Annotated in this window: 10 protein-coding genes and 1 tRNA gene; 8 read left to right on the top strand and 3 right to left on the bottom strand. The window is 45.9% G+C overall.

Translation table 11 applies throughout. The features are described 5' to 3' along the window. The first annotated feature begins 109 nt into the window (after positions 1-109). The 3 genes from ACFR81_RS05135 to ACFR81_RS05125 are packed head-to-tail and all read left to right on the top strand — an operon-like array spanning position 110 to position 3,808. Positions 110-1,129 carry an acyltransferase family protein gene (locus tag ACFR81_RS05135; protein WP_145175510.1) on the top strand — a complete coding sequence of 340 codons (1,020 nt, stop codon included), beginning with the start codon at positions 110-112 and terminating at the stop codon, positions 1,127-1,129. Between the two features lie 17 nt (positions 1,130-1,146). Beyond that, complete coding sequence (locus ACFR81_RS05130; protein ID WP_343876161.1) at positions 1,147-2,250, top strand: glycosyltransferase family 4 protein; 1,104 nt, start codon at positions 1,147-1,149, stop codon at positions 2,248-2,250. Positions 2,251-2,254: 4 nt separating this feature from the next. Then, complete coding sequence (locus ACFR81_RS05125; RefSeq protein ID WP_343876162.1) at positions 2,255-3,808, top strand: ArnT family glycosyltransferase; 1,554 nt, start codon at positions 2,255-2,257, stop codon at positions 3,806-3,808. A gap of 53 nt (positions 3,809-3,861) precedes the next feature. Here ACFR81_RS05125 and ACFR81_RS05120 read toward each other — a convergent pair whose 3' ends face one another. Continuing rightward, positions 3,862-5,694, bottom strand: coding sequence for an ABC-F family ATP-binding cassette domain-containing protein (locus ACFR81_RS05120; RefSeq protein ID WP_343876163.1), 1,833 nt, complete (start codon positions 5,692-5,694; stop codon positions 3,862-3,864). Positions 5,695-5,814: 120 nt separating this feature from the next. Between ACFR81_RS05120 and ACFR81_RS05115 the strand changes: the two genes are divergently transcribed. The 4 genes from ACFR81_RS05115 (at position 5,815) to ACFR81_RS05100 (ending at position 9,417) form a co-directional block, all read left to right on the top strand. Continuing rightward, positions 5,815-5,886 (top strand) — tRNA-Gln (locus ACFR81_RS05115). A gap of 56 nt (positions 5,887-5,942) precedes the next feature. Further along, complete coding sequence (gene glmU / locus ACFR81_RS05110; protein ID WP_343876164.1) at positions 5,943-7,418, top strand: bifunctional UDP-N-acetylglucosamine diphosphorylase/glucosamine-1-phosphate N-acetyltransferase GlmU; 1,476 nt, start codon at positions 5,943-5,945, stop codon at positions 7,416-7,418. Between the two features lie 3 nt (positions 7,419-7,421). After that, positions 7,422-8,408, top strand: a complete 987-nt coding sequence (locus tag ACFR81_RS05105; RefSeq protein WP_186303235.1) for a ribose-phosphate diphosphokinase — start codon at positions 7,422-7,424, stop codon at positions 8,406-8,408. 91 nt (positions 8,409-8,499) lie between these two features. Further along, entirely contained in the window at positions 8,500-9,417 is a 918-nt protein-coding gene (locus ACFR81_RS05100; RefSeq protein ID WP_145177143.1) for a glycosyltransferase, read from the top strand. A gap of 11 nt (positions 9,418-9,428) precedes the next feature. Here the strand turns inward: ACFR81_RS05100 and ACFR81_RS05095 are convergent, their stop codons facing one another. Beyond that, positions 9,429-10,043 (bottom strand): arsenate reductase/protein-tyrosine-phosphatase family protein, encoded by a 615-nt coding sequence (locus tag ACFR81_RS05095; RefSeq protein ID WP_145177140.1) that lies wholly within the window; start codon positions 10,041-10,043, stop codon positions 9,429-9,431. 276 nt (positions 10,044-10,319) lie between these two features. On the opposite strand from ACFR81_RS05095, the gene ACFR81_RS05090 reads away from it, so the two are divergent. Beyond that, positions 10,320-12,143 (top strand): ABC transporter ATP-binding protein, encoded by a 1,824-nt coding sequence (locus ACFR81_RS05090; RefSeq protein WP_318275242.1) that lies wholly within the window; start codon positions 10,320-10,322, stop codon positions 12,141-12,143. 50 nt (positions 12,144-12,193) lie between these two features. Here the strand turns inward: ACFR81_RS05090 and ACFR81_RS05085 are convergent, their stop codons facing one another. Beyond that, positions 12,194-13,120 (bottom strand): alpha-1,2-fucosyltransferase, encoded by a 927-nt coding sequence (locus tag ACFR81_RS05085; RefSeq protein WP_186303234.1) that lies wholly within the window; start codon positions 13,118-13,120, stop codon positions 12,194-12,196. Positions 13,121-13,143: the final 23 nt, after the last annotated feature.

Raw genomic sequence — 13,143 nt, 5'->3', positions numbered from 1 at the left:
AAACGACAGACAACTGTGGATATGATGATAGTTCATCTAAAGACTCCGGAACTTAGGAGATTAAGGGTAAAATTATCCTGTTTCACTACACAGTAACTGGATAAATCACATGCTTCCCCCCAAGCTTCTTCCCTCTAAATATATGCCCCTACTCGACGTGCTTCGGTTTCTTGCTGTGGTACTCGTGATGATGCATCATACGAACGCAGTTCGGCTCCCTGGCGGGGGCATAGGCGTTGATATTTTTTTCGCTATCTCAGGTTTTTTAATTATAGGTTTACTGGGTGAAGAATATATCAAAAAAGGATCTATTAATTTTCTAAAATTTTACGGACGTCGAATTATTAGATTATTGCCAGCATTATGGACAATGCTGGCAATTACCGTATTTTTTATAAAACCTGATTTATATACACTTATAAGCATTTTATTCTATTTTTCAAATTGGCTTCTAGCAAGTGGGCATAAAATTGGTTTTTATGGTCATACATGGAGCCTGTCGGTTGAAGAACAGTTTTATATTGTTTTACCCGTTATTCTCTGGGTGATATTAAAGACCTCCAAGGTCTTTGGGGCAAAATTTAAGTTGGTTATAACAATTGGGCTAGGAATTCTTTGTTCTGCCTCTGTGATTGGAAGAGTTTATCTTATATGGGTAGGAGAATTGGACTACGCGTATAACAGTACAGGTGCGAGAGCTGGAGGATTTCTTCTCGGGGGAATGGCGGCGATTTATGCACAAGAAATACAAAACTGTTTAAGAAAGTTTGGCCTGGGTATTTTAGGGGCTATCTCATTATTTTTCATTTTTAAATATGCACTCACTCATCATATTTATAGTGAAACTGTAGATGTTATTGTTATCCCCTTTCTCTGCGTATTTTTGGTTCTATGGGCCAGTACTCAGAATGATAAACATTTTTTAAATAAAAAAATTTTAGTGTATCCGGGTACTATCTCCTATGGTATATATCTCTGGCACTATCCTCTCATTGGGTTGCTTCCAGAAATTCAACCAAAATTTATCTTTATTGTCATATTTATATTGTCAATGGCTGTGGCATCTTTTTCTTGGCATTTTATTGAAAAACCGTTTTCTCGAAAATTTAAACCATTATTTACCGTCTGATAGAAAATAGGTGCTCTATGAAAATAGCAATAACGTGTCCAGGCGGAGCAAATAGACCAGAAGTATGGTCTGGTACTCCCTTTGGGCTTTATTCGGCTCTTAAAGAGCAAGGCCATCAAGTAGTATCCGTAAACGTAGCTCCCCCCGCGCGTTTAGGATCTTTGTACATTCGTTTACTTCGTAGCAAATCGGCTGATTTGAAAGCTTTGTCTGGTTCTACTGTTCGACTTACGCTTGCTTACTCTCGGCTAATGAGCGTTATCTCTCGCCTAAAGCTTGCTTACGTCAGGCCTGAACTAACGATTCAAATCGGTACTGGCTATACCGTGGGAAAAAGAAATTTTGTGACTTTCGAAGATATGACTATCAAACAAGCCCTTCTTTTCGGCTGGGGGCAAGGATGGGATGCGCTCAGTAAAAAACTTGTCGATGAAAGAATCAACCTACAAAAATCTCAATATCAGCAAGCTCTAGCTGTCGCTACTGCAACGGACTGGGCTGCCCGATCTATCGTCGATGAATATGGAATTGAAAGCACCAAAGTGCAAGCAGTTGGGCTAGGGTCTAATAAACCCCTACCCTATGACTCTGATAAAAATAAAGATTGGTCCGTGCCCAAATTTCTATTTATAGGCAATGACTGGGAGCGAAAAAATGGATCTCAGCTCCTAGAGGCTTTCGAGATGGTGCACAAAAAGTTTCCGGATGCTCAGTTGCACGTGGTGGGCGAGCATCAACCAATACATCAAAAAAACGTGGTGGACTATGGCAAATTATCTTTGGGGCAAGAAAAAGATCAGATGAAGCTGAGAGAAATCATCAAAAAAAGCACATGTTTGGTAGTTCCTTCTCGTTTTGAGCCCGCAGGAATCGTCTACGTGGAGGCGGGGAGTTATGGAGTTCCTTCCATTGGTGGAAATGCTGGCGGTGCATCATTCATGATTGGAGAAGGGGGCATAGTTATTAACCCCCATAATCAAGAACAGCTAGTTGAAGCAATGATGCTTATGTGTAACCAAGATTTTGCCGTCAAGTTAGGTAAAAAAGCAAAGAAAAATTCCGAGGCGTTTACATGGTCAGTGGTTGCTCAAAAAATCGTAAATCTTTATCAGCAGGGATAAGAATATGTATCAATCTACCCCTTTATCGCCTCGCGAAAAAATCATAGTTATAGGTGCGATTGCAACTCTCTTGAGTGGTTTAGCTTGGGTGAGCTATGACTTGGGCAGTCTCACTATCCCTCACAATGATTCATGGGCGCATTCTCGAATAGCCGAAAGTTTGGCAGAGAACCACGTTATCCAGTTGGTGGGATTCAATCGTTCTTCTCTGATCGGCATGATTATTCTGGCCGCTATCTTTGGAGGAACTCCTCTTGCGGGTAGCTTTGTGTCTCTAATCTGTGCATTTGCATCACTATATTGGGTTTATATGATGACGCGCCGGTATGCCTCAAGATTTTGGTCAACTATTGCAGTCAGTCTTTTAGCTTGTTACCCAGGTTTTTTCCTATTAAGTACATCCTTTATGTCAGATATACCGATGTTGGCAGGAATTTTAGGATGCTTATATTTTGCTTTGAAGTATTTAGATAATCCAACATATTTGTACTTATTAGCATCATTGTTTATAGGATTCTGGGGCATTACAGTGCGAGAGCAAGCTGTGGCTGCTGTGGCTGCTGTAGTCGTTGTGCTAGTAACTACCCCTGTAACCCGAAAACAAGGGATCTGGTATGCACTAATATCGCTAGCATTCATCGTTTCTTTTGAATTTTGGCGACGATCTTTAGCGCTGGATGATCCTCCCCAGGTTGATATAGGGGTTGGATACGGGATTAAATCAGGGCTGATGTTTATCATTTTATTAGCGTGTTTTATGTCCCCGCTAATTGCTGCAAACCTCATTCATAAAAAATATTCTTTTAAAGTTTATGCTCTCATGGCTGTGCTATCCATGCCGTTCATTTTCCTTCTATTGCGTATGCAGGAAGGAGTTCTTCTGGGGAACTATATCGCAACCCATGGCGCATATGCGGGAGATATATTAGGTAATCGACCAGGTGTTCCCGCTCTGTCTCTACTGTTCTTTGCTACCTGTGGTGCTTTATGTGCAGGGCCTTTATTGATTCTTATGTTTGAGAATTTAGGAAAAAAATTTAGGTTGCTTATTCTATTTTCATGCTTCTATATAGCAGGAACCATTGTGCAAAGTGTTTCTGGGCAGGGGATATTTGATCGTTATATGATTCCCGTTGTAGCGTGTTTAGTGCCAGTTCTTGCGAGCAATCTAGGATCGGGGCTAAAATTTTCTAAGTTAATTTCCGTAATTTTTATAGCGGGAACATTTTCTATTTCTAGTCTCATATTTCTCGAAGCCAGTGCAAGCGATGGTTCAGTGTGGAAAACCGCAGAAAAATTTGTTGCCCAGGGATACAATCCTAAAGAGATCGACGCTGGTTGGAACTGGGTAGGTCTACACTCAGATCAAGCAGTTGGTTCAAGAGTTCCTCCAGAAAATGCCCTGGGGAGCTTTCAGCATTTTTCTGATAGTCGACAATGTCTAGTGCTGGGCTTTGAAGGTGCTAATCTACCTGAACATGTAGCTACGTATAAGACATTCGGTTATTTTGGTCCAGAAAGAAATATCTTTGCCAAAAATATTGAACCTTGTGTGTAGCTACGGATAGAAAATCTAGCGAGAGCATGCGGAGTCATGCTTTCGCTAGATTTCTAAATAATCTCTGAAAGCTCCATCCAGCGCATTTCTAGCTTATCTATTTCTGCATCAATATCTGCAATCTCAGCACTAAATTTAGCTAAGCCCTCGTAATCGCTCTGATCGTGGTTGGCCATCTTGTCATGCACTGATTCCTTGGATCGAGTAAGCTTCTCCAATTTACGATCAATCTGGTTGATTTCTTTTTGAGCTGCGCGCACTTCCGCCCCGCCTGCCTTGGGCGCCGCAGACTCGCCGCTGGCACCTTGTTGCTTACCCAGGGGAGAGGTGCCCGAAACTGCGCCAGCTGATTTGCCACCCTGCCCAGCTGCTGAGAGTTGGAGGTACTCGTCTACGCCACCCGGAAGATGGCGGAAAGTCCCATCAATAATGGCGTACTGATGGTCGGTAACACGTTCCATCAGATAACGGTCGTGCGAAACCACCAGTAAAGTGCCGGGCCAGGTATCCAGCAAATCCTCCATCGCGGCAAGCATATCTGTATCGAGGTCGTTAGATGGTTCGTCGAGAATCAATACGTTAGGTTCATCCAGCAGAATCAAAAGGAGCTGCAGGCGACGTTTCTGACCACCGGATAAATCTTTAACTGGAGTCGAAAGTTGCGCGCTGGTAAACCCTAAGCGCTCTAAGAGCTGGCCGGGAGTTAGCTCTTTGCCGCCGGTAACGTAAGAGGTTTTCTTTCGCCCAATTACATCTGAAACCCTGTCATTCTCTACATCTTTCAACTCATCCAGTTGCTGGGTAAGTGTGGCGATATTTACCGTCTTGCCGCGCTTTACTCTGCCAGATGAAGGTTCGACAGCGCCGGTTACTAATCCGAGCAGCGTAGATTTGCCAGCACCGTTAACACCCAAAATTCCTGTTCGTTCACCAGGTGCAATACGCCAAGTGACTTTCTTGAGAACATCTCGGTGCCCGCTGGGCTGAGTGGAATCCTCATAAGAAACATCTACGTTTTCGATATCCACGACGTCCTTGCCCAAACGGGTAACAGCCATCTGCGAGAGTTCTACCGAGTTTCTGACGGGTGGGACGTCTGCGATGAGTTCATTCGCCGCATCGATACGGAACTTTGGCTTGGAGGTGCGAGCAGGGGCGCCACGTCGTAGCCAGGCAAGTTCCTTGCGCATTAGGTTCTGGCGTTTAGCTTCAACTGCTGCTGCCTGACGGTCGCGTTCAACTCGCTGGAGAATATACGCGGCGTATCCGCCTTCAAAGGGCTCAACGATTCCATCGTGAACTTCCCACGTATCGGTGCAGACTTCGTCAAGGAACCAGCGGTCGTGGGTAACAACCAGTAGGCCGCCGGCATTTTTACTCCAGCGGTTTTTGAGATGGCGGGCAAGCCATGTAATTGCTTCAACGTCGAGGTGGTTGGTGGGCTCGTCGAGAAACAGAACATCCCAGTCGCCAGCTAGCAGGGAAGCGAGTGCTACACGACGTCGTTGCCCACCTGAGAGAGATGAAACGGATGCGTCCCAATCGAGATCAGAGACTAGCCCGCTAATAACATCGCGTACTTTGGAGTCGGATGCCCATTCGTATTCAGGAGTATCTCCTACGATTGTTTCGCCCACGCTGAGTGAATCATCGAGGATATCCGACTGATCGAGAAAGCCAATTCGAGTACCGGAGCGAACGGTTACCTTGCCAGAATCAGGGGTAATTCTGCCAGCGAGAAGGGAAAGTAACGTCGATTTGCCGTCGCCATTGCGACCGACGATACCGATACGGTCACCTTCATTGACACCAACTGTGATGCCTTCAAAAATCGTTCGGGTAGGAAATTCGAGATGGAGCGATTCGCCGCCTAGTAAATGTGCCACATCTATACAGTACTAGGTATAGATAGACTCGGTGACACCACATTTTCAATAAGTGGGGGAGTTTTGCTACTATAGAAAACTGTCTGGATACTTCGCGTTGTTCGCACGTTAACTAGACATTCCGCCATGGTGTAATAGGCAACACAGCGGCCTTTGGAGCCGTTATTCTAGGTTCGAGTCCTAGTGGCGGAGCATCGTCTACATCTCAAGCAGTAGACAGTTTCCCACCTCTTAGGAGTTCTAAGACTGTGACTACCGCAGATCAGAATGCCCCATCAGCAGTTATCGTTCTAGCCGCAGGGGCTGGAACTCGCATGAAATCAGACACCCCCAAAGTTATGCATGGCATTGGGGGTCGTTCTATGGTTGAGCACGCTATTGCCGCCGCCCGTGAGCTTAATCCCGAGCGTCTTGCAGCGGTTGTTCGATTTCAACGCGACAAAGTCGCTGCTCATATTCTTGACTTCGACTCGGACGTCACCATCGTCGATCAGGACGACGTCCCCGGTACCGGGCGAGCTGTTGAAGTGGGTTTGTTAGGGCTGGATGACTCCGCGCGCGTCGAAGGCACCGTCATCGTGACCTACGGCGATGTTCCCTTGCTTCGTGCAGAAACCCTCCGCGGACTCATTGCTGAGCATGAAGAGAACCGTAACGCAGTCACCGTTCTGACAACTCACATTCAGAACCCTGGCTCTTACGGTCGTATTGTGCGTTCGGCGTCCGGTGAAGTTACTGCCATTGTGGAAGCAAAGGATGCAACTGACCAGCAGCTGAAAATTACCGAAATTAACTCGGGCATTTACGCTTTTGATGCAGGTGTTCTACGCGATTCTCTCACCGAGGTCACCACCGATAACGCGCAGGGTGAAAAGTACATTACCGATGTTCTTTCTATTGCCCGTGAAAATGGTCACCGCACGTCCGCTCTTGCTATCGAGGATCGCTGGGAAGTTGAAGGCGCTAACGATCGCGTACAGCTGGCACAGCTCGGTCGTAAGCTCAATGACCGTCTTACCGAAATGCACATGCGTAACGGCGTAACTATCGTGGACCCGCAGACCACTTGGATTGACTCCACCGTGACCATTGCCAACGACGTCACTATTCTTCCCGGCACTCAGTTGCAGGGCACTACCTCTGTGGGAACAGGTTCAGTTATTGGTCCTGATTCCACTTTGAAGAACGTGGAAATTGGCGAGAACGCTACCATTTCTCGCACCCATGGTTCAGACGCCCTCATTGAAGCTGGTGCGACCGTTGGCCCCTTCGCTTACCTGCGCCCCGGTACGATTCTTCGCGAATCAGGCAAGATTGGTACCTTCGTGGAAACGAAGAACACTGAAATCGGCAAGGGTTCTAAACTTCCTCACCTTTCCTACGCAGGAGATGTCACCATCGGCGAGAACTCCAACATCGGTGCGGCATCCGTCTTCGTCAACTACGACGGCGTGAACAAGCACCGCTCCACTGTAGGAAATAACGTGCGCATGGGTTCCGACAACATGTATGTTGCACCTGTCAATATTGGAGACGGCGCGTACTCCGGTGCTGGTACTGTAATCCGTAAGGACGTACCTGCCGGTGCACTCGCCATCAACGTAGCTCCCCAGCGCAATATCGATGGCTGGGTACTAGAAAACCGCGCGGGCACAGAAGCGGCGGAAGCTGCTTCAGCCGTAGGCGCTGAAGCTAAAAACTCATCCGAGGAAAGCGAAAAGTAAATCATGACGGAGATTACTAATCCCGGCGAAAAGAAGATGGTGCTTGTTTCAGGACGTGCGCATCCCGAACTAGCCGAACAAATCGCACAGGAACTAGGCTGCGAAGTTCTACCTACTTCTGCTTACGACTTTGCAAACGGCGAAACCTACGTTCGTTTCGAAGACTCGGTACGCGGTAAAGACGCGTTCGTAGTACAGGCTCACCCTGCGCCCATTAACGAGTGGGTGATGGAACAGCTCATTATGATTGATTCGCTCAAGCGCGCATCAGCTCGTTCCATTACGGTTGTTTCCCCGTTCTACCCCTATGCTCGTCAGGATAAGAAGCATAAGGGACGCGAGCCTATCTCTGCTCGTTTGATTTCAGATTTGTACAAGACTGCTGGCGCGGATCGCTTGATGAGCGTGGATCTTCATACCGCGCAGATTCAGGGTTTCTTTGATGGACCCGTTGACCATCTGATGGCGATTCCACTTCTCGCTGAGCACGTTCGTAGCGTGGTTGAAGACGTCAAGAACGTCACCGTTGTTTCCCCTGATACCGGACGCGTACGCGTGGCTGAGCAGTGGGCTGAACTTCTGGGAGGCGCGCCGCTAGCATTCGTCCATAAGACCCGTGATATCAACGTACCCAACAAGGCTGTTTCCAAGGCAGTTGTTGGTGACATCAAGGGACGCACTGCTGTTCTGATCGACGACATGATCGATACCGGCGGAACCATTTCTGGTGCGGTTCAGGTGCTCAAAGACAACGGCGCTAAAGACGTTATCATTGCTGCAACCCACCCTGTATTCTCTGATCCCGCTGTTGAACGTCTTTCAAACTCAGGCGCTCGTGAGGTAGTTGTTACCAACACACTGCCTGTATCTGAAGAAAAGCGCTTCGAGAACCTCACTGTTCTGTCCATCGCTCCATTGATTGCGTTGGCTATCAAGGAAGTCTTCGAGGACGGTTCAGTGACCAGCCTGTTCAACGGTCGGTCAAACTAGCTAGTTTTCTTAACAATGCTACCCATCAATTTCATGAATTGATGGGTAGTATTTTTTAACATGTCCCCCGTTCAAAGTAGGTAGATCCCGAATGATTCACACTTCCATTATTATTCCCGCGCACAACGCCGCAGCTACTATAGATTTACAACTTGAATCTATCTACCGGCAAACAGAGTGCCTGCCTTTCGAAGTTATAGTGGTGTGCAATAGATGCACAGATAACACAGTTGAGACTGCTCTACAATGGAGCGAAAAAATCGACATTAAAGTTTTGGAAGCAAACGAATTGGCTGGAGCTTCTTACGCTAGAAATGTGGGTTCTAATAAAGCACGAGGAGAGCAATTACTTTTCTTAGATGCAGATGATGCAATTGGCGAACATTATATTGCTCATTCTCAACAGGCGCTTGAAGAGAAAACTATATTTTGTGGTGGCTATCCACCAGTTCCGTATAGTGCTTTTACCAGCCTCGAAAGAGCTTTAAGCTACCTTGAATATTTTGAATATGAACCGCCGCGGGAAGAAACCTTTAACCCTGAATGGCCAGTTCTCGCCGGGGGCAGTCTAGGAATTAGACGTAGTCTATTTAGGGAGCTAGGTGGTTTTGATCCTACCTATGAACCTGGTGCTGAGGATAATGAATTTGGGTATCGCGCTTATTTAGCAGGATATCCAGCTGGTTCTTTTCCGCCTGCGACGATCGCCTATCGAATGCCAGAAAAACAGATTCGTTCAGGGCAGGTCATGAGAAAACGGGCGAAGAGTTCTGCGCTGTTGTTGACCACTATGGGTAATTGGAAAGCAAACCCGATAACGAAAGGGAAGCTTCCTTTCACTATGGTACTTTTTACTTTGGCTGCTGGACTCAAACAAGTCATAAAAGAACAGAAACTAAGCCGTGCTTGGCAGGAAAGATTTTTTACAAATATTGGACTTCTAGAAGGATATATTCAATACCAAGTCCTGGGGAAAAAGCCGCTTTCTCAGCTCGGTAGAGGTCTGTGAACTCTTCCTGATTAAGAGTTGTTTACACCCGCTACGTTACCCAGCCATGGAATAATTATCTCTAGTGCTTCTTCAACTTCTTGAACTGCTATTTTTGCCGCTTTCTTCCCTTTTCGGAAAGGATCAGCAATATTATCTGCTTTAGTTGGGCGATCTTCAGTGAGATTCATATATGAGATGGGGTCGCTTCGCCTTCCTGCTTGCGCGCGTAAGCGAGCCATTTGCTTGAGTAAATGTACTTTGGAGCGATACTGAGGCCACTCCCGAACAATCCAGTCAAGATGATGAAGTTCCATCACTAAAATGAGGTCAGCCTCTTTAACCATTGATGAAGTAATCTGCCGCCCTCTATGGGGCGCAAAATTAAGGCGCCGCGCAGAGAGCTCCTCATCAATAAATGGAGCTACAGGACCACCTACGACCGCACCAATTCCCGCGCTTTCGAACGTCCACCCTGAACCATGAGCCTTGTGGGTCGAAATGACCTCAGCGGAAGCGGATCTGGCGATATTTCCAGTGCATACGTAAAGGATCTTATGGGAGGGTTGAGAGCTCGACCATGGAACTGACGGGGATTTCGACGGAGCTTTAACGCCTCGAATAGATGAGATGTTGAATCTACCCATATCTTTCTCAGCCCTTCTCTTTTCAAATGATTCCCTTCATCCTACCTAGCGATAGTGTATTTCCAGAATCACCGAAGTCTTTCCACCATAAATATATGGAAGGAAATCTGTTCGCGTAAATGTGTTTGATGCCAAAAAAGAAAACCGCTTGGTTCGAGGCTTCCTCGCAGAAAGAAACTGTTATATTGAAGCCTTAGGGGTGTAGCCATTTAGGGGACAGCTGTCTGTCAGGTAAAGAAGGCCCATCTAAAATTGCAGTGCACGGATACATGAGGAATGATGAAGGACAGTCTAGATAAGTTGCGGTGGCTCTTTCCCGGAAAGAAGTTTGCTCTACTTGTACTGAACGTAGTATTGCTTTTTCTCGTGTCTCTGCTCGATATGCTAGGTGTTGCAGTGATTCTGCCTATTATCCAGCTCGCAATGGGAGCGGACTACAGCACTGGCTATCTTGGGGTTATTGCGGACTTCTTGGGCAACCCGAATCGGGAGACCTTTATAATAATTGCCTCGATTATCCTCGTGGTTTCTTTTATCCTCAAAGGCATACTTTCTCTCACCATCAAGTGGTGGAGTAGCGGGTTCCTCGCACGTCAGGAAGCTGCGACTGCTACAGCAGTTTTACAAAGCTATATGAGCGAAGATTATCTTTCACATAAAAAGCGGTCTGCATCAGAAATTATTAGAGCTGTAGGACAAGCCGTTTCGCAAGCCTACGGTCAATATGTGGGTGGCTGGCTTTCTGTTTTAGGTGAAGTCTTCAGCATAATCTTTTTGATGGTTTTCCTTTTAGTCGTAATGCCAATTCCTGCGTTGATTGCTTTCGTGTATTTTGGAGCTACATCGTTTATCTTGCAAAAGTTAATGAGTGAGCGTAACCGTAAAGCGGGGGCTGAAGGAATTGACGCAGCCATCCAAATTAATTTCAAGACTCTTGAGGCAATCAATGGTTTCCGCGAGATTAAACTCTTAGGGCTCTCAGACCGGCAGGTTTATGATTACCAGCATGCTCGTCTGATGGAAGCAGAAGCAGCGCGTGCAAAACGATTTCTAATTGATGTTCCAAAATACCTCTTAGAAATCATATTCATCGTAGGCATCATGCTCATTATGGCGTTTATGACAATGACGGGTGGTATCCAATCGGCTTCTTACCTCTTGGTATTTGCAGGCGCATGCATTCGAATTTTACCCAGCTATGTAAGGGTTGTTGGTTCTTTAGGTACCCTTCGCTCCGGACATGCTGCCGTCAATATTGTTATAAATGAAATTCAGTGGGCGAATAACCAGCTATCTTCCTTTAATCTCATTGAAAATGAGCCTGATATTGGTGTGTTCGCTCAGATTAATGAAAGGTATATTCCTACTACTGTAAAAGTTGAAAATGTAGATTTCTCATATCCTGATGGCGATCATAAAGTTCTCAAAAACTTATCGCTTATTATTCCAGCAGGTAGCTCGCTGGCTCTCGTCGGAGGTTCAGGTTCAGGCAAGACCACATTAGTAGATCTGATGCTAGGGCTGACCACCCCAAGTTCGGGACAAATAACCCAAAACGGGCAACCTATTAATGAGAATTTGAATGAATGGCACGCAAAAATTGGTTATGTGCCCCAGGATGTGTTTCTGGGAAATGGGACGGTTCTTGAGGCAGTAGCTTTTGGTCTGAGGCCCTCTGAAATAGATCGAGAACGGGTGCTGGAATGTTTGCGCATAGCGGAACTTACTGATGTCATTGATGCGCTTGACCAGGGTATAGATACTTATATAGGTGAATACGGAACCCGTCTTTCCGGGGGGCAAAGACAACGGCTTGGCATTGCGCGTGCACTTTACCGCAATCCCTCAGTGCTCTTCTTGGATGAGGCTACTTCTGCTTTAGACAATGAAACCGAGCATAAGATTACTCAAACTATCAATAAACTTTCCAAAGAAATAACAGTGGTTATTGTTGCCCACCGTCTCTCTACCGTGAAAAGTGTTGATCAACTGATTTATCTATCTGAGGGAGAGATAGCGGCTCAAGGAACATTTGCTGAAGTGCAGCAGCAAAATCCGGAGTTTGCTCATTTGGTGGAGCTAGGGGATCTGTCAAAATAAAAATCCAAAAGATGAGGGAATCAGAAAAGTCTGATTCCTTCATCTTAGTATCAATCGAGCCATGAACCGGCATCCGGTTCTATCGAAATCCATCCTTTGAGGTGTTGCGGGGGAACTCTCTCATGTTGGGTAGATCTTTCATGGACATTTGGAGCTAGAACTCGTGCATTGTGCTCCTTGCTGGCAATATAAGCGCCCCAATAGCCAAAAGTTGTATTTGTCAGAATAAGGTTAGATGCTACAGATAGTACTGCTAGATCATCGAACATAGTCTTTCCGATTTTTTCAAAACGTGTGGGGGCTATGTTCGTAAGAAAATCAAGATGTTCAGTGCACCAATCTAAGTCATCTGAAACCAAAATGATTTGTGTGGGCTGAAAATCGTTAAGAAGTCTCTCTAATGCTTTGCGAATGTAGCTAACCGTATCAATACCAAACTGATATTTAATATGAGGGTTGGAATAGTAATCTCCCCTTCTAACGTTAATGACCAAGCTAGTTGGGGTAACAACCTCTAAAGCATGCTTGCGACTTTCCGAAAAAAGAGGGGAAGTAAGCAAGACTTCGGAGATAAAACGAGATATTTCCAGAGGAGCAAAATTTTCATTAATCCTTGGATTAACTCCTATCTGGCGCAGGCTCCTAAAGCGAATATCTTCATCTTTTATCGTGAGCTGTTGCAATAGCGGAAATTCCTTAATCCAAGGTTCCATCCCCGCTCGAAATGTAATTTGTACTTTTTCTCCTGTTGAATTTTGCTGGGAGTATGCTTTCATCCATTCATATAGCCAGTTTCCTCCTCTGGCGATGGGCGGCACAATAAGAACAGTCTCAGGACCTTTCCGAATAAAGCTAATGGCATGTCCGTACGGTTTCCTGACGAAGTGTTCTATTTTCTTCTGTACCCGGGGTATTAATTTGTTTGCTTCAACCAGCGAACTGATTCTTTCATTTTCCTGAGATGCTCTTTGCTTCATTAGTTGTCTACCTACCAAATATT

Origin of the sequence: Rothia amarae (assembly GCF_042677725.1) — a bacterium.
GTDB classification, from domain to species: Bacteria; Actinomycetota; Actinomycetes; order Actinomycetales; family Micrococcaceae; genus Rothia; species Rothia amarae.
Note: the sequence above shows the minus strand (reverse complement) of the source record. Positions and strands in the feature narration are given on the sequence as shown.